The sequence below is a fragment of the Iamia sp. genome, from assembly GCF_035575815.1.
In the GTDB taxonomy this organism is placed as follows: Bacteria; Actinomycetota; Acidimicrobiia; order Acidimicrobiales; family Iamiaceae; genus Iamia.
This window is the reverse complement of sequence record NZ_DATLXO010000021.1, coordinates 1-16,165: the sequence shown is the minus strand read 5'-3', so window position 1 is coordinate 16,165 and position 16,165 is coordinate 1. Positions and strand designations below refer to the sequence as shown.

16 protein-coding genes are annotated in these 16,165 nt (G+C 74.7%); 4 read left to right on the top strand and 12 right to left on the bottom strand.

Going from position 1 to position 16,165, the window contains the following annotated elements:
* Positions 1-148 precede the first annotated feature (148 nt).
* Positions 149-1,336, top strand: a complete 1,188-nt coding sequence (locus tag VNL12_RS01675) for a uracil-DNA glycosylase family protein (RefSeq protein WP_325590975.1) — start codon at positions 149-151, stop codon at positions 1,334-1,336.
* Here the strand turns inward: VNL12_RS01675 and smc are convergent.
* From smc to VNL12_RS01620, 11 genes are all read right to left on the bottom strand, one after another.
* Positions 1,333-4,854, bottom strand: coding sequence for a chromosome segregation protein SMC (gene smc / locus VNL12_RS01670; protein ID WP_325590973.1), 3,522 nt, complete (start codon positions 4,852-4,854; stop codon positions 1,333-1,335). The genes VNL12_RS01675 and smc overlap by 4 nt on opposite strands.
* Before the next feature lie 15 nt (positions 4,855-4,869).
* On the bottom strand, positions 4,870-5,703 hold the full coding sequence (locus VNL12_RS01665) for an Fpg/Nei family DNA glycosylase (RefSeq protein ID WP_325590971.1): 834 nt from the start codon (positions 5,701-5,703) through the stop codon (positions 4,870-4,872).
* The gene (rnc, locus tag VNL12_RS01660; RefSeq protein ID WP_325590969.1) at positions 5,696-6,448 is read right to left on the bottom strand and encodes a ribonuclease III; all 753 of its coding nucleotides are present in this window, start codon (positions 6,446-6,448) and stop codon (positions 5,696-5,698) included. The genes VNL12_RS01665 and rnc overlap by 8 nt, the downstream gene beginning before the upstream one ends.
* A gap of 32 nt (positions 6,449-6,480) precedes the next feature.
* On the bottom strand, positions 6,481-6,783 hold the full coding sequence (locus tag VNL12_RS01655; RefSeq protein WP_325590967.1) for an acyl carrier protein: 303 nt from the start codon (positions 6,781-6,783) through the stop codon (positions 6,481-6,483).
* A gap of 83 nt (positions 6,784-6,866) precedes the next feature.
* Positions 6,867-7,874, bottom strand: a complete 1,008-nt coding sequence (plsX, locus tag VNL12_RS01650; RefSeq protein ID WP_325590965.1) for a phosphate acyltransferase PlsX — start codon at positions 7,872-7,874, stop codon at positions 6,867-6,869.
* Between the two features lie 31 nt (positions 7,875-7,905).
* Positions 7,906-8,085 carry a 50S ribosomal protein L32 gene (gene rpmF, locus VNL12_RS01645; RefSeq protein WP_325590963.1) on the bottom strand — a complete coding sequence of 60 codons (180 nt, stop codon included), beginning with the start codon at positions 8,083-8,085 and terminating at the stop codon, positions 7,906-7,908.
* A gap of 122 nt (positions 8,086-8,207) precedes the next feature.
* Positions 8,208-8,759, bottom strand: coding sequence for a DUF177 domain-containing protein (locus VNL12_RS01640; protein WP_325590961.1), 552 nt, complete (start codon positions 8,757-8,759; stop codon positions 8,208-8,210).
* Positions 8,756-9,451: a hypothetical protein gene (locus VNL12_RS01635; RefSeq protein WP_325590959.1), complete on the bottom strand. Its 696-nt coding sequence runs from the start codon at positions 9,449-9,451 to the stop codon at positions 8,756-8,758. Before VNL12_RS01635 ends, VNL12_RS01640 begins: the two co-directional genes overlap by 4 nt.
* Entirely contained in the window at positions 9,448-9,927 is a 480-nt protein-coding gene (gene coaD / locus VNL12_RS01630) for a pantetheine-phosphate adenylyltransferase (RefSeq protein ID WP_325590957.1), read from the bottom strand. Before coaD ends, VNL12_RS01635 begins: the two co-directional genes overlap by 4 nt.
* 25 nt (positions 9,928-9,952) lie before the next feature.
* Positions 9,953-10,516 carry a 16S rRNA (guanine(966)-N(2))-methyltransferase RsmD gene (gene rsmD, locus VNL12_RS01625; RefSeq protein WP_349257778.1) on the bottom strand — a complete coding sequence of 188 codons (564 nt, stop codon included), beginning with the start codon at positions 10,514-10,516 and terminating at the stop codon, positions 9,953-9,955.
* Positions 10,516-10,656, bottom strand: a complete 141-nt coding sequence (locus VNL12_RS01620) for a hypothetical protein (protein ID WP_325590953.1) — start codon at positions 10,654-10,656, stop codon at positions 10,516-10,518. Before VNL12_RS01620 ends, rsmD begins: the two co-directional genes overlap by 1 nt.
* Positions 10,657-10,680: 24 nt before the next feature.
* Between VNL12_RS01620 and VNL12_RS01615 the strand changes: the two genes are divergently transcribed.
* From VNL12_RS01615 to VNL12_RS01605, 3 genes are all read left to right on the top strand, one after another.
* A complete protein-coding gene (locus VNL12_RS01615; protein ID WP_325590952.1) occupies positions 10,681-11,433 on the top strand; it encodes a crotonase/enoyl-CoA hydratase family protein in 753 nt (250 codons plus the stop codon).
* The gene (locus tag VNL12_RS01610) at positions 11,433-11,630 is read left to right on the top strand and encodes a hypothetical protein (RefSeq protein ID WP_325590950.1); all 198 of its coding nucleotides are present in this window, start codon (positions 11,433-11,435) and stop codon (positions 11,628-11,630) included. Before VNL12_RS01615 ends, VNL12_RS01610 begins: the two co-directional genes overlap by 1 nt.
* 83 nt (positions 11,631-11,713) lie before the next feature.
* Complete coding sequence (locus VNL12_RS01605; RefSeq protein WP_325590949.1) at positions 11,714-14,716, top strand: hypothetical protein; 3,003 nt, start codon at positions 11,714-11,716, stop codon at positions 14,714-14,716.
* A gap of 43 nt (positions 14,717-14,759) precedes the next feature.
* Here the strand turns inward: VNL12_RS01605 and VNL12_RS01600 are convergent.
* A partial coding sequence (locus VNL12_RS01600) for an ATP-dependent DNA helicase RecG (RefSeq protein WP_325590947.1) occupies positions 14,760-16,165 on the bottom strand: 1,406 nt, incomplete at its 5' end.

The window sequence follows — 16,165 nt, the reverse complement described above, 5'->3', positions numbered from 1 at the left end:
TCTGGGCGCGGGGTTCACACTCCAGGCCGAATCCTGCCCCCAGAACCGACCGCGCCCCCCACGCCTGCTTTTCTGGGTGCTGGATTCACGCCTCAGGGCGAATGGTGCCCTCAGAACTGAGGAGCGCGCTCCGCCGTGGACGGATGACATGGGGCGGGACGCGGGCGTGACCGTCGACCGCGAGACCCTCGCCGTCTACGAGCACCTCGCCGGCACCTACGCGGCGCGGGGCACCGTCCCCGACGCCGAGCGGACCGCCGCCCTCGTCGCCGAGGCGACCGCCCGCGACGATGGACGGCCCGGCCCGGTGCTCGACCTCGGCTGCGGGCCCGGGCACCACCTGCCGTTGCTCGGCTCCCAGATCATCGGCCTCGACCCGGCGGCGGCGATGCTCGCCGAGGCCCGCTCCACCGCACCCGGGGCGCCGCTCGTGCGGGCCGCGGCCGGCGCCCTGCCGTTCCGCCCACGATCCCTCGGCGGGGCCTGGGCCAGCAAGTGCCTCCAGCACATCGCCGCCGCGGACCTCCCCCTTGCCCTGGCCGACCTGCACCGGGCCCTCCCCGTCGGCGCCCCGCTGCGTGCCACCCTCTTCGCCGGCCACGGGGAGCGTGTCTCCAACGGTGACCTACCCGGCCGCCGCTTCACGTTCTGGGATCCGTCGGCACTGGCCGAGCTGGCCGAGGGCGCGGGGTTCGTCGCCGTACGGAGCCGGACCGAGCCGGTCCGCAGCGAGGAGGCGGCGCGAGGCAGGTGGACCCCGGTGCACCTCGACGCCACCCGGGGCCTCACCCTGGCCGACACGATCGCCCCGGGGATGCGGCTCCTGGTGTGCGGCCTCAACCCCAGCCTCCACGCCGCCCAGGTCGGCGTCGGCTACGCCGGACCCGGCAACCGCTTCTGGCCGGCCCTGGCCGAGGCCGGGCTCCTCCCCCCGGGCGCCGATCGCGATCCGTGGCGGCTCCTCGCCGACGCCCGCATCGGCATGACCGACCTGGTGAAGCGGGCGACCCCCCGGGCCGACGCCCTCACCACCGCCGAGTACCGCGCCGGGGTGACCCGCCTCGACCGCCTCTGCGCCCTCGTCGCGCCCGAGACGGTGGTGCTCGTCGGGCTCGCCGGCTGGCGGGCGGCCGCGGACCGGCGGGCCGTCGTCGGCTGGCAGGCGCGCCGCCTCGGCCCGAGCGCGGTCTACGTGATGCCCTCGACCAGCGGCCTCAACGCGGGCACCAGCCGGGCCGCGCTCGTCGAGCACCTGCGGGCGGCTGCGAACCGAGCTGGTGATCAGAGCACGTCCCCGCCGGGCCCGACCGAACCTTCCCCCGGTGCCGATGCCTAGGTGGTGGCGCCGGCCTTCTCCGAGACGACCTGGGACGATCCGCCGGGCGCCATGGTGACGCCGTAGAGAACATCCGCCGCCTCCATGGTGCGCTTCTGGTGGCTCACGATGATGAGCTGGGCGTCGGCCCGGAACTCGGCGACGAGGCCGAGGAACCGGTGCAGGTTCACGTCGTCGAGGGCGGCCTCCACCTCGTCCATCACGTAGAATGGCGAGGGCCGGGCCCGGAACACGGCGAAGAGGTAGGCCAGGGCCGTCAGCGAGCGCTCACCGCCGGAGAGCAACGACAGCTTCTTGACGTTCTTGCCCGACGGCTTGGCCTCGATCTCGACGCCCGTTCCGAGCAGGTCGTCGGGGACGGTGAGCGCGAGCCGGCCCACACCGCCGGGGAACAGCGTCTCGAAGAGATGCCGGAAGTTGGCCTCGACGTCCGCATAGGCCGAGGCGAACACGGCGACGATCTCGGCGTCGACGGCCCGGATGACCTTCGCCAGGTCGCGACGCGCCGACTTCACGTCGTCGAGCTGGGCCTCGACGTGGGTGTGGCGCTCCTGGAGGGCGGTGAACTCCTCGAGGGCCAGCGGGTTGATCGGCCCCAGCAGGCGCAGCTCGCGTTCGAGCTCACGGACCCGCGCCGGCGCCGTGGTGCCCTCGGGGACCTCCGGGGCCGGCGCGCCCAGGGCGGCGGCGGGCTCGACGTCGAGGTCGCGGCGCATGGCCTCGACGGTGCTCTCGGTGCGGAGCCTGATCTCAGAGATGTCGAGCTCGGCCCGACCGAGCCGCTCGCGGGTCGCGGCAAGGGCCTTCTCCGCGACGGTCCGGCGGGCCCGGGTGGCCTCGAGCTCGACCGCCACGGCCCGGGCCGCGTCGCTCTGTCGGCGGCGCCGGTCGCGCAGGCCGTCGAGCGCGGTCTCGACGAGAGCCAGGCGGTCGGCGACGAACGCAGACAGGCGGACGACGGCTACCTCCTGGGCCTCGAGGTCCACCCGGCGGGCCTCGGCCGCGTCGCGCTCGGCCTGGTGCCGAGACAGGCGCTCCTCGACCTCGGCCCGGCGACCGGTCAGGAACGCGCCGCGCTCCTCGAGGCCGGCGGCGCGCACCTCGATGTCGCGCCGCAAGGCGCCCACCGCCCGGGCCCGGTCCTCGATGCGGGCCCGGGCGTCGGCCGCGGCGCGAGCTCGGTCGGCCTGGCGAGCATCCTCGGCGTCGAGCCCGGGCAGCTCCTCCTCGAGGACGGCGACGCGCTCGCGATCGCGGCCGACGCGCTCGTCCAGCTCGGCGGCGTGGACGCGGAGCGAGTCGATCTCGGTGCCGAGGTCGCCCCGATCGGCGTCGGTGCGGCGCAGGGCATCACCGGCGCCCACGAGACGGCTGGCGTTGCGGTCGAGCTCGCGGCCGGCAGCAGCCTCGGCGGCGCGGGCCAGAGCGACCGTGCGGCGCCGCGCGGCGACGTCATGGGTGGCCTCCTCGGCGGCGGCGGTCGCGCCCTCGGTCTGGTCCCGAGCCTCGGTCAGTGCCGCGCCGGTGGCGCCCGAGCCGGTCGCGCCCACCCGCCAGCCGTCGGGGCCGAAGCGGTCGCCCGCGCGTGTCACCACGACCGAGCCCGGGTGGGCCAGCGCGGTGTCGATGGCCACGGGCCAGGTGTCGACCACGACGACGGGGCCGACGAGGGCGTCGAGCACAGGCTCGACGCCGGGGACCACCGCCCGCACGTGGGGACGCAGGGCGGAACCGCCGACGGCCACGGGGGCGACCGGCCCCTGCGCCGCGGTGGCTCCGAGGGGTACGACGGCACCGGTGAGCCGGCCCTCGGCCAGGGTGGCGAGGGCGCGGCGGGCCCCGTCGACCCCCTCGACCACGACGGCGCCCAGGGCGGGGCCGGCAGCGGCCTCGAAGGCCGCCTCCCACCCCTCGTCCACGGCCACCAGGTCCAGGAGGGTCCCCAGCACGCCGGGGACCCCGGCCAGGCGCTCGGCGCCCGCCGCGGCTCGCGCCTCGTTCAGGGCCAGGGCAAGGGCGTCGACTCGCGCGCTCCAGCGGTGACGCTCGCCGTCGGCCGCCCGGCGGCGCTCCTCGGCGGCCTCGGCCGCCGCCTCGGCCTCGGCGCGCGCTGCGGTGGTGACGTCGACCGATGCGACGAGAGCATCCTCGGCGGCCTCGGCCGTGGCCCGTTCGCCCCGGAGGCGCTCGGCTTCCTGATCGAGGCGCGATGCCTTGGCCGCAAGGGCATTGCGCCGCTCGGCCACCCGCCGATGCTCAGCGTCACCCCGCTCGACCGAGCCCCGGAGCGCCTGGAGCTCACCCCGCACCTCGGCGGCCCGGCTCGAACGTCCGGCACCAGCGTCGGCCCAGGCCCGATCGGCCTCGGCGCCCGGAGCCGCGTCGGTGCCAACCCCCCACTGCTCGGCGAAGGCGTCGCGCTCGGCGGCCAGGACCGCCTCGGCCTCGTCGAGGTGCTCGGCGTCGGGGACGAGGCGGGCCCGGTCGGCCCGCACCGCGTCGAGCTCGGCATCGAGGCGGGCGGCGTCGGCCTCGAGAGAGGCGACGACGGCCTGGTCGACCGATGCCCCCTTCTGGCGTTCGATCCCCCGCCGCCGTTCGGCGAGGACCGCGGCCAGGCCGCGAGCCCGCTCCCGCAAGGCCTCGCCGCGGGCGAGGTCATCGCCCAGGTCGTCGCCGCCGAGGGCCGAGAGGCGCGACTCGGTGCCTAGCACGGCGGTGTCGAGGCCGGCGAGCAGGGTTGTGGCCTCGGCCTCGCCGGTGCGCAGGTCGCGCCGGGTGCGCTCCGCGGCCTCCAGGCGAGTGTGCAGCCGGGCCAGCTCCTGGCCGGCGAGGTGCAGGCGCAGGGCGGTGAGCTCGGCCACGAGGTCGCCGTGGCGGCGCGCCGCGTCGGCCTGGCGCTCCAGCGGCCGCAGCTGGCGGCGGATCTCGCGGAGCAGGTCCTGGAGCCGTAGGAGGTTGGCCTCGGTGCCGGTGAGGCGGCGCTCGGCCTTCTCCTTCCGCCGCCGGTACTTCAAGATGCCCGCCGCCTCCTCGATGAGGAGGCGCCGCTCTTCCGGTCGGGCGTTGAGCACCGCGTCGATCTGGCCCTGGGAGATGATCACGTGCTGCTGGCGCCCGACGCCGGAGTCCGAGAGCAGCTCCTGGACGTCGAGCATCCGGCACGGCACGCCGTTGATGGCGTACTCGCTGTCGCCCGAGCGCCACAGGGTGCGGGTGATGGTGACCTCGGCGAAGTCGATGGGCAGGAGCCCGGCTGCGTTGTCGATGGTGAGGGCGACCTCGGCCCGACCCAGGGCGGGGCGCTTGGAGGTCCCCGCGAAGATCACGTCGTCCATCTTCTGGCTGCGCACCGCGCTGGGCGCCTGGGCGCCGAGCACCCAGGCGATGGCGTCGACCACGTTCGACTTGCCGCTGCCGTTGGGGCCGACCACCACGGTGACGCCCGGCTCCATGTCGAGCGCGGTCGCATCCGCGAAGGACTTGAAGCCCTTGAGGGTCAGCGTCTTCAGGAACACGGCAGGAGCAGCCGGTCAGACCTGGCAGTCGGGGCACATGAAGAGCTGGCTCTTGTGGTAGCGCACCTTGGTGATCGTGCCCCGACACCGGTTGCACGCCTTGCCGGCCCGGTCGTACACCTGGAGCAGGGTCTGGTAGCCACCGGGCTTGCCGGCGAGGTCGTGGTAGCGGCCGTCGGCCAGGGTCGTGCCCCGGTGCTTGGCGCCATCGTGCAGGGTCTCGACCACGGCGCGGTAGAGGCGGCGCATCTCCTGGGAGGTCAACAAGTGCGACTCGCGATCGTGGCGGAGCCCCGCCTGCCACATGATCTCATCGGAGTACACCGGGCCGATGCCGACCACCGCGGTGGCGTCGGTGAGGAAGGCCTTGATGGGCTGGGCCCGGGCCAGGAGCATGTGGCCGAAGGTGGTCCAGGAGATCGGGTCGACCACGGGGTCCAGGCCGAGGCGGGTGAGCACCGGCTCCTGCTCGAGGAGCTCGCCGGGGGTCGCGACCCACACCGACAGCCCGTCGTCGGGATCGATCATGCGCAGCTGACCGCCCTGGGTGAAGGAGATGACGATCTGGGTGCCCTTCTCGACCGCCTCCCTCGGGGTGGTCTTGCGCAGGCGCCCGCCGGCACGCAGGTCGATCACCAGCAGCTCGCCGCTGTCGAGCTTCAGGGCGAGGAGCAGGCCCCGCCGGTCGGCGGAGCTGATCTTCACCCCGTCGAGCCGCTCGATCAGCTGCTTCTTGGGCATCCGGGACACCGCGGTGCGGCCGGGGACGTCGACGGTCTTGATCCGCTTGCCCCCCACCTCCCGATCGATGTCTCGACGCAGGGTCTCCATCTCGGGCAGCTCAGGCATTCTCGGCCTCGTCGTTCGGGGCGGACTCGGTGTCCGCCAGGGTGGGGGCAGTGGGGGCCGTCCCGGCGGCGGCGACCGCGGGGACGCCGGTGAGCACGTCGTGGGCGGCGCGCGCCGCGAGCTGTTGGGCCTGCTTCTTGGAGCGACCGGTGCCGGTGCCCAGGGTCCGGGTGCCGATGCGGACGGTGGCGACGAAGGTCTTGTCGTGCTCGAGGCCGGTCTCGGTGACCGTGTAGGTCACCAGCTCGCGCAGCTCGCGACTGGCGAGCTCCTGGAGCCGGCTCTTGTCGTCGTGGTGGCCCGGCTCGCCCGACGCCCCGACGATGCGCAGGCCCAACAGGTTCATCACGACCGCCGCGGATGCGAGCCGACCGCCGTCGAGGTGGACCGCGCCGATCAGGGCCTCGAGGGCGTCGGCCATGATCGACGGCTTCTCACGGCCCCCGGTCGCCTCCTCGCCCTTGCCCAGCCGCAGCTCCGAGCCCAGGTCGATCTCCTCGGCCGCGTCGGCCAGGGTGCTGGCCCGCACGACCGTGGCCCGGGCCCGCGACAGCCAGCCCTCGTCCGCGGCGGGGAAGCGCCGGTAGAGCTCCTCGGCCACGACCGCTCCGAGCACGGCGTCACCCAGGAACTCCAGCCGCTCGTTGGACGCGAAGCCCGGGTGCTCGGCGCACCAGGACCGGTGGCAGACCGCGATCTGAAGCAGCCCGGGATCGACGAAGGGGTGACCGATCCGGTCGGCCAACGAGGGCGCCGTGGAGACGGGGAGCGAATCGCTCAGGACGCGGCGTCGCCGGCGCGGGCGTAGACGTAGTCGACGGCATCGCGCACCGTCTTGAGGTCTTCGAGGTCTTCGTCCTCGATGCGGAACCCGACGCTGCGCTCACCGATCTCCTCCTCGAGCGCCTCGACGAGCTCGATGAGGGCGAGGGAGTCGGCTTCGAGGTCCTCGGCGAAGGAGTCGCCCTCGTGGATCTCCGAGGCGTCGATCTCGAGGATGTCGACGAGACGATCACGGATCAGCTCGAACACCTCTTGGCGGCTCATCGGCCCCTGCTGGGTGTGGGTCTCGGCGGGCACGGGGACTCCCTGGTCGGCGGGTGGCTGGGAGACCATAGCCGATCCGCGACTTTGTGCGCTTGTGAACGCCAAGCCGGGGGCGGTCAACCGGTCGGCGGGCCGCCCACCGCGGCGGTGACGGCACCGACGAGGTCAGAGGTCACCGAGTCGGCGGCCACCCGGCACGCGTTGACGATGGCGGTGGCCGAGGACGAGCCGTGGCTGATGATGCACACGCCGTCGACGCCGAGCAGCACCGCCCCGCCGGTGGTGTCGGGGTCGAGCTGGCCGTAGAGCGGCAGCAGGGCGGGCATCAGGATCTCCCCCGCCGCCCGCGTTGCCGCGTCGGCGTCGAACGCGCCCAGCACGGCGGCGACCAGCGCGCGCATCGCCCCCTCGAGGCTCTTGAGCGCCACGTTGCCGGTGAAGCCGTCGGTCACGACCACGTCGACGTCGGGACCCATCAGGTCGCGGCCCTCGACGTTGCCGACGAAGGCGCCGACGCCGGCCCGGGCCCAGCCACCCTCGGCCAGCAGGGCATGGGTCTCCTTGCGGAGGGAGTCGCCCTTGCCGGGCTCCTCGCCGATCGAGAGGAGGCCGACCCGGGGCGCCTCGATGCCGAAGCGGTTGCGGGCGAAGGCGGCGCCCATCTGGGCGAACTGCACGAGCCACTCGGCGTTGCAGTCGGTGTTGGCGCCGGCGTCGAGCAACACCAACGGCGTGTCGACCCCCGGGCGCGGGATCGGGGTGGCGATGGCGGGGCGCGCCACGCCCTTGGTGCGCCCCATCCGCAGCAACGCCGCACCCCATGTGGCGCCGGTGTTGCCCGCGCTGACCATGGCCGAGGCCCGGCCGTCGCGCACCGCCTCGGCGGCCCGGACGAGCGAGGAGTCCTTCTTGCGGCGCACGCCCCGGCCCGGGTCGTCGTGCATGGCAATGACCTCCGAGGCACCGATCACCGGAAGGGAGGAGGATCCGAGCCGGTCGGGGTCGCCGACCAGCACGATCGGCAGGTCGAGCTCCGCCGCGGCGCGCTCGGCGCCGGCGACGATCTCGTCGGGGGCCCGGTCGCCGCCCATGGCGTCGACGGCGATGGGGGCAGGGAGGGTCATCGAGGGCGTGACCCGCGGTTCGCTCGGTGGCTCAGTCGACGTCGAGGGCCTGGCGGCCCTTGTACCAGCCGCAGTTGCCGCACACCCGGTGCGGCAGCTTCACCGCCGAGCAGCGGGAGCAGGTGCTCCGGGGCGGGGCGTCGAGGCGCCACGCGGAGGCGCGACGGCTCCGGCTCTTGGACTTGGAGGTCTTCTTCTTGGGGACGGCCATGCGCGGTCTGGTCCTGGTTCGAAGCGGTGAGGGGGCCACGAGCAGGGCCCGGGCACGAGGGGGAGATGGTAGCGGTCGCCGTGAACCGGGGCGAAGTGCGGCTCGGGGCCCGGGCGGGCGCCTCAGTCGAAGCGCAGCTCGTCGAGGGCGGCCCAGCGGGGGTCCGCGGGCGCTGGGTCGCCGTCGGCCTCGCCGGCGGCGCCGGCGCTCGTCGGGGGGTCGGGCGTCGTCGTCGCCGGGAACCGTTCCGGGTCGGGGCCGGCGCAGTCCTCCGAGCACAGCGGCACGAGCGGCAGGGTGAGCAGGACCACATCGCGCAGCACCGGGCCGAGGTCGATGGCGTCGCCCTCGACCGGCCACGTCTCGCCCTCGACCGGGGTGGGCGCGAAGACCTCGCGCAGGTCGGCCTCGACCGCACCGGTGACCGCCTGCAGGCAGCGGCGGCAGTCGCCCTCCCACGGGTAGGCGACGGTGCCGGTGAGCACGATGTCGACCCCGGTGGCCTCGACGACGGCGTCGAGGGTGACCTCACCCTCGGCGGGCACCGCGGCCGCGGTGGTCGCCAGCACCCCGATGGCCGGCGCCGGGAAGCTCCGCTGCACCGGCCGCTGGGTACCGGGGCGCCGCCGGACGTCCGCGACGTGCTCGAGGGTGCGGACCCGGCGCTCGTTCACCCGTCGTCCTGGTCGAAGAACCCGCTCTCACGCTCGGCGGGAGGGCCGGCGGGCTTGGCGAACCCGGTGGCGGCGACGGACTCGGGCGCGACCGCGATCGGCTCGCTCGGCCGCGGCTCGACGCCGTCGTCGGACCGATCCGTCGGACCCCCCATGGGCGCCGCGTTCAGCTTCTCGCGGCCGGCGTGGACCATCTTCATGGTGCGGTCGAGCACGATCTCGAACTGGGCCAGGCGCTGGTCGCAGAAGTCCTCGCACTCGTGGCGCAGGCGGCGCGACTCGTCCTCGGCCGCCTCGACGATGCGTCGGGCCCGCTGCTCGGCGGCCTTCACGACCTCGGTGCGCTGCACCATCGACTCGGCCTTGGCGCTGGCCGCGTCGAGGACCTCGTCGCCCTCGCCCTGGACCCGGGCGAGGAAGTCCTCGCGCTCCTTCAGCAGCCACCGGGCCTGGCGCAGCTCGTCGGGGAGACGCTCGATGGCGTCGCCCAGCAGGTCGAGCACCTCGTCGCGGTTGATCATCACCGACGACGAGAGCGGCATGGGTCGCCCCGACGCGACGACGTCTGCGGCCCGGCGCAGCAGGGCGTCGGCCTGGGGGCCCGCGAGGGGGTCGCGGGAACGTCGCGGGGTGGCCTGGGGGTGCTGGCCGCTGGCCTCGCCGGCGGTGGGCAGATCGTCGTTGAACGTCATGATCCGAACCTCTCGGCGAGTCGTTTGGCCACCGGTGGGGGCACCATCGAGGTGACGTCGCCGCCGAAGCGGGCGATCTCCCGGATCAGCTTCGACGCCACGAACGAGTGGGTGGTGGCCGAGGGGATGAACACGCTGTGGACCCCGGAGATGGCCAGGTTCATGTGGGCCTGGTGCATCTCGGACTCGAAGTCCGACACGGCCCTCAGCCCCTTGATGATGAAGTCGGCGCCGACGTCGGTGGCCACCTCGACGACCAGCTTCGAGAAGCCAACGACCTCCACGTTGGGAAGGTGGGCGACCGAGTCGCAGAGCATCGAGGAGCGCTCGGCCAGGTCGAACATGGGCTCGCCCTTCTGCGGGTTGCGCAGGGCGGCGACCACCACCTTGTCGAACAGGCCGGCGGCGACGTCGATGATCTCGACGTGCCCGTTGTGCACGGGGTCGAAGGACCCGGGGTAGAGCACGGTGGTCATCGGGGGGGCTCCGCGGCTGGCTCGCTCACGAGCCGCCGCCAGGGATGGGACGGGCGCAGATCATCTGGACCACCGTACCGCCGTAGCGCTTCTCCCTCATGACCGACCACGGTCCGCCGTCGGTGGGGTGGACGATCGGGTGGTCGGACTCGACGACGACGACCGCGTCGGGGGCGAGGCGGGGGACGAGCACGGCGAGCAGCGTCGGCCAGTCGGCCGCGGCGCGGGGCGGGTCGAGGAGGACCAGGTCGAAGGTGGCCTGCGTGTGGGCCAGGTGGACGAGGGCGTCGCCCCCCACGACCTCGGCCCGGTCGCCCAGCCCGGTGGCGGCCAGGTTGGCCTCCACCACCGCCCGCCCGGCGCGTTCGCGCTCCACGAAGGTGCAGTGGGCCGCACCTCGCGACAGGGCCTCGATGCCGAGCGCCCCGCTGCCGGCGAAGGGGTCGACCACGCGCGCGCCGTCGACCGCTCCCGAGCTGGCGAGGGCGTTGAACGTCGCCTCCCGCACCCGGTCGGTGGTGGGCCGGGTCGACGACCCGCCGGGCGCGGAGAGCCGTCGTCCCCGGGCGCTCCCGGCCACGACGCGCATCAGAGGCCCGCGCCGACGGAGGCCAACATGGCCTCGCTCTCGTCCCAGAGCCAGGCCGCGTGGCCGTCGTCGCGGGCCCGGCGCGAGGGGCGGCGGGCCCGGTCGGTCCCCGGTGGTGCGGGGGGGTGGGAGCGGGCCATCGCGGGGAGCGTAGGTTCATCGCCATGACGAGCGTGGACACCGACGGGCACGAGGGCGTGGTGGTGATCGGCATCGACCGACCCGAGCGCCGCAACGCCATCAACAGTGCGACGGCCCAGCACCTCCACGACGAGCTGATCGCCTTCGACGCTGATCCCGCGGCCCGGGTCGCGGTGCTCACCGGCGACGACCGGGCCTTCTGCGCCGGCGCCGACCTGCGCGACCTTCCCCGCCTCCGGCCCTCGGGCCCCCTCGGGCCGACGCGCCTCCAGCTGTCGAAGCCGGTGATCGCCGCGATCGAGGGGTGGTGCGTGGCCGGCGGGGTGGAGCTGGCGGCGTGGTGCGACCTGCGCGTCGCGGGGAGGAGCGCCCGCTTCGGCTGCCTCGAGCGCCGGTGGGGGGTGCCGCTGATCGACGGGGGCACCTACCGGCTGCCGCGCATCGTGGGGCTGGGCCGGGCCCTCGATTGGATCCTCACCGGTCGCGAAGTCGACGCCACGGAGGCCGAGAGGGTCGGGTTCGTGACCCGCGTCGTCGCCGATGGCACCGCCCGGGCCGCCGCCATTCAGCTGGCGGTCGCCATCGCGGCGTCGCCGTGGACGTGCGTGGAGCACGATCGGGCGTCGGTCTACGAGGGCCTGGGCCTGGAGCTCGAGGACGGGCTGGCCAACGAGGACCGCCACGGGCGGGAGGTCATCGCCGCCGAGGACTTCGGCGACGGCGTCGCCCGCTTCAGCACCCACCAGGCGGCGCGCGCCGACCGGGATCGCCCGTGATGCACGACGACGGTCAGGGCGTGGCGCTGGTGCCCGAGGAGATCGACTGCATCGACTGCGGCGGCCGCTGCTACCGCCTCACCTTCCCCCCCGAGGAGGGGGACTGGGAGGCCGGTGACGTGGTCGCCTACCGCTGCGAGGACTGCCTCGACCGGTGGGACCTCGTCGTTCCCGGCGGCGACGAGGACGACCGCTGACCAGGGCTCGCGACGCCGGCACCCCCGCGGTGAGGTCGCGCCGGGGTGTGGCCTCGGCGCGGGCGGGGGACCCTGCACCGGCCATGGCCGACCCCCATGACCCCGGATCGCCCCTCGCGGGGGTCGAGATGCCCGTCGCCCCGCCGACCCGCCCCGTCGACGACGACGGCCCTCTCCCGTCGACGAACCGCCCCGACCCGGCCCCGCCCGACTCCCACGCCAGCCCCGACGACGGGGGGCCCGACGCTCCTGACGCTCCGGCCCGTCCGCCCCGCCGTCCCCGACGCTGGTGGCTGCTCGCAGCGGTGCCGGCGGTGCTGGTGCTCGTGGCCGTCGCCCTCGGCGACCAGCGGCGCTGGCCGGTCCTCGCCGATGCCGCGGTCGCCGACGGCACGGCCCTTCGCATCGTCCCGCACGCCTACGGGGCCGAGGCCGACGCGGTGCAGCGCGTCGAGCGCGTCGGGCCCGACGGAACCGACGCGATCGCGATGTCGTTCGCGATCGGCCCCCAGCAGCTCGAGCAGGTGGCGGGCTCGCCTGCAGGGTGGATCGCGGCCGTCGTCTTCGCCTGGGACGACGGACGCCCGAACGGCCGCTCCCTGTGGCGCCAGGCCCCCGACGGCACCACCTCGGAGCTCGGCCCGGTGGACGCCGGCGACGCGCTCGTCGGCGTCACCGACGACGGCGCGGTGACCATCAGGACCGGCACCGACGCCCGTGGGCTCCGCACCTGGGACCCCGACGGGGAGCCCACCCGTGACCTCGAAGGACGCTACCTCTACGACGGCGACGAGGACAGCGTCGACATCGCCGCCGCCGCGGTCGACCCCCAGACCGGCGAGCTGGCCGCCGTGCTGTTACCCGAGGTCGAGGGCGGCGGAGCCCGACGGTCGCCCCAGGTCGTCCGCCTCACCGCCGACGGCGAGGTCGTGCAGCGGACCGGGGCCGACGAGGAGGCCCACCGGGTGATCGAGTCGGTCGACCAGCGCAACGACGAGGGCAGCCCCTCGGCGCGCCTGGTCATGGACGACGAAAGGGTGCTCGCCGTCGGACCGGACGGCAGTCGCCCGGTGCTCCCCCGCATCGGCGCGCTCGACCGCGGCCGGTCCGAGTCGCTCGACACCGACTTCCAGGCTCCCAGCATGGCCCTCACCGAAGACGGGGACCTGGTGAAGGCCCAAACCGCCGGCCGCGACGACACCGCCGATCGCAGACCAGAGGCGGACGCCGACGCCGCGCCCTCCCGGCGTGACGGCCGCTACCTCGTCGGCCCGGCGCCGAACGGCGTCAAGGCGGACCTCGTCCAGACCCGGCTGGGCGACGTCGGTGTGCCCAAGCCGGTCTCCGGCGCGGCGCCGTGGTTGCTGTCCCTCGCCGCCGCCGGCGCCGCCATCGGCGCCCGGCGGACGGGGTCCGAGGAGCTGCGCCGCGGGTCGGTGGTGGTCGCGACGGTCGTGGGCCTGGTCGCCACCGTCCACGTCGCGCTCCAGGCCCTATGGGGATGGCCGCAGGGGTCGCTGGTCGCCGTTCTGGTGGCCGGCGCCACGGCCGCCGCCCTGGTGGCGGCGGTGGCCTCTCCGCCCGAGCCGGGTGCGCGCCCGCGCCAGGGCCTTCCGTCGAACGAGCGCACCCCGCCCCGCTCCCGCTGGAGCCCCGGCCTCGGGCAGCGGCTGGTCCCCGCCGCCGCGCTCGTGGTCGTCGTGGTGGTGGCCCTCGCGGCGGGTGACCAGCGCCGCGCCCCGTTCGTGGGCACCGACGTCGACACGACCGGGCGCCCCTACCTGTTCGACACCGGACCACCCGTCACGGACCCGACCGAGGCCGGCGACGGGGACGAGCTGTCCGTGGTCAGCGTGCTCGATCGCACCCTCTGGCGCCGTACGACGAGCACCTCCGCACCGGTGTCGATCGAGCAGGGAACCGAGCGCGTGGCGGGTGACGGCACCGTTGCGGTGCGGGGCCGCCCCGCCGCACCGGCGGATGACGAAACCGAGGCCGACGGACCCGACGGCTCCGACGACGCCCTCATCCTCGTGCTCGACCCGGCGGGGCAGACCCGGGAGATCCCCGTCGGGGCCTTCGCGCTGCTGCTCGGGGTGGCCGAGGACGGAACGGTGACGGTGGCCGACGCCGATGTCGAGGGTGACGTCAACTCGTCGGAGCAGACCGGGCCGACCCGGATCATCCGCCTGGACGCTGACGGCGAGCGCACGGTGGTCGCCGAGGTCGACGACCTCGAGCTGCGCGAGGTCGACGGCGCATCGCTCACCGACCCGCGCACCGGGGACTCGGTGCTGCTCTCGCGCCCCGGACCCACGACCGCCGTGCCCTTGCGGGTCACGAGCGTCGATGGCGACGGCGAGGTGGTCGAGCTCGGATCGATCGAGATCGGACAGCTCCCCGACGACGTGGCGCCCGCTGTCGGGCCCGACCGGTTGGGGCTCCTCAGCGGTGGGGGCTACCTGCCGCTGCGGCCCGAGCCCGGTCCTCTCCAGCCCCTCGACCTCGACGACCCGCTCGGGTCGCTCTTCACCTTCGGAGCTCCTGATGCGAGCACCACCGGCGGCACCCTCGATGCCGACGGCACGTTGCGACTGCCGAGCCCCTGGGCGGCCGTGGACACGAACGGAGACGTCACCCACCAGACCCTCAGCGACTGCGACGACAACCGAACGGTGGCCGCCAGCTGCCGGGTCGAGGTGGCCGGCCGGGCCGTGCCCCCGCCGTGGACCGTGACTGGTCACGTGCTCGCCGCGGCGGCCGCGGTGGCGCTCGCCGCGCTGGCCGCCACCCGGAGGCGCCGCTCGGCGGCGCGCGGCGTCATGCTGCTCGGCCTCTCGGTCGTGGTGGTGCTCTGGCTGTGGGCCGTGGTGCGGGTGTCGCTCTGGGACGGGGTGATCCCCCCCGAGAGCGAGCGCTTCGGCCGCGGCGAGGACGGGCTCCCTTCCGGCCAACCGGTGCTGCGCCTGGCCCTCGCCTACATCGCCACCCTCGGGGTCGCCGTCGCCCTCCTCGAGCTCAGCGCGCCGCTGGCGGCGCGACTGCGGGCCCGCCGACGGTCCCGGTGGGAGCGCTTCTCCTCCTGACGGGTCAGCTCCCGGCTCCGGCGCTCGCTCCGGATCTGCTTCCTCAGCCCTTCAGGAGGAAGTCCTGCTCGTCGTCACCGAGGAAGAGGCTGATCTCGTCGGCCAGCAGCGGGTGGCCCGCCAGGGCGGGATCGGCATCGACGAGCGCGAAGGCGGCCTCGCGGGCCTTGGCCACCCACTCGCGGTCGCGCCGCAGCGAGGCCAGCTTGAGGTCGTTGCGGCCCTTCTGGCGCTCGCCCATCAGCGTGCCCTCGCCCCGGAGGTCGAGGTCGACCTCGGCCAGCTCGAAGCCGTCGGTGGAGCGGACCAGCGCCTCCAGCCGGGACTCGGACTCAGTCGTCGCCCCCGAGCCCACCAGGTAGCAGGTCGAGGGGTGATCGCCCCGCCCCACGCGCCCGCGCAGCTGGTGGAGCTGGGCGATGCCGAAGCGCTCGGCGTCGAGCACCACCATCACCGTGGCGTTGGCCACGTCGACGCCGACCTCGATGACCGTGGTGGCCACGAGCACGTCGACGACGCCTCGCCGGAAGCGATCCATGACCGTCTCCTTCTCGGCCGGGGGCATCCGACCGTGGAGGAGCGCAACGCGAAGCCCGGCCAGCTCACCGTCGGGCGACCACGTGAGACGGTCGAAGGTCTCCTGGGCCGAGCGGGCCTCGAGCTTCTCGGACTCGTCGATCAGCGGGCACACGACGTAGGCCTGGCGACCCTCGGCCACCGCGGTTCGCACCGCGGCCCACACGGCGTCCTCGGGGTCGCCCAGGTCGAGGACGGGTCCCCGGTCGCCGCTCCCGGCCCCCGCGAGCTCGCAGCCGTCGTCGTCCTCGTCGCCGCCGTCGTCGTCGGCGTCGGCGCCGTGGCCGTCGTCGGTGGGCGGGTCGGTGCGGACCCAACGGGTGGTGATGGGGGTCCGGCCCGGCGGCATCTCATCCAGCACCGAGACGTCGAGGTCGCCGTAGACGGTCATGGCCGCGGTGCGAGGGATCGGCGTGGCCGTCATCACCAGCACGTCGGGCGTGACGTCACCGGTTCCCCGCTCGCGCAGCGCAGCGCGCTGCTCGACGCCGAAGCGGTGCTGCTCGTCGACCACCACCACCCCCAACGAGGCGAAGGTCACGGTCTCCTGGATGAGCGAGTGGGTGCCGATGGCGACATCGACGCGCCCGTCGGCCAGCCCGGCGAGGATGCGCTTGCGATCGGTCGGGGTGGTGCGGGCGGTGAGCAGCTCGACGGCGACGGGCCGCTCGCCGAGCAGGGTGGTGCCGCCGTCGTCGAGGGTGAGGCCGTCGAGCAGGGCCCGGATGCTCAGGTGGTGCTGCTCGGCGAGGACCTCGGTGGGCGCCATGAGCGCACCCTGGTGTCCGCCCGCCACCGCGACGAGCAGGGCCGAGACGGCCACCACCGTCTTGCCCGAGCCGACGTCCCCCTGCAGGAGGCGGTGCATGGGGT

Bases quoted from the DNA above. Each gene is read 5' to 3' on its own strand.
- VNL12_RS01675 (WP_325590975.1), top strand. From the start codon at position 149: ATGGGGCGGGACGCGGGCGTGACCGTCGACCGCGAGACCCTCGCCGTC.
- VNL12_RS01665 (WP_325590971.1), bottom strand. From the start codon at position 5,703: ATGCCTGAGCTGCCCGAGATGGAGACCCTGCGTCGAGACATCGATCGG.
- plsX (WP_325590965.1), bottom strand. From the start codon at position 7,874: ATGACCCTCCCTGCCCCCATCGCCGTCGACGCCATGGGCGGCGACCGG.
- rpmF (WP_325590963.1), bottom strand. From the start codon at position 8,085: ATGGCCGTCCCCAAGAAGAAGACCTCCAAGTCCAAGAGCCGGAGCCGT.
- VNL12_RS01635 (WP_325590959.1), bottom strand. From the start codon at position 9,451: ATGACGTTCAACGACGATCTGCCCACCGCCGGCGAGGCCAGCGGCCAG.
- coaD (WP_325590957.1), bottom strand. From the start codon at position 9,927: ATGACCACCGTGCTCTACCCCGGGTCCTTCGACCCCGTGCACAACGGG.
- rsmD (WP_349257778.1), bottom strand. From the start codon at position 10,516: ATGCGCGTCGTGGCCGGGAGCGCCCGGGGACGACGGCTCTCCGCGCCC.
- VNL12_RS01620 (WP_325590953.1), bottom strand. From the start codon at position 10,656: ATGGCCCGCTCCCACCCCCCCGCACCACCGGGGACCGACCGGGCCCGC.
- VNL12_RS01615 (WP_325590952.1), top strand. From the start codon at position 10,681: ATGACGAGCGTGGACACCGACGGGCACGAGGGCGTGGTGGTGATCGGC.
- VNL12_RS01610 (WP_325590950.1), top strand. From the start codon at position 11,433: ATGCACGACGACGGTCAGGGCGTGGCGCTGGTGCCCGAGGAGATCGAC.
- VNL12_RS01605 (WP_325590949.1), top strand. From the start codon at position 11,714: ATGGCCGACCCCCATGACCCCGGATCGCCCCTCGCGGGGGTCGAGATG.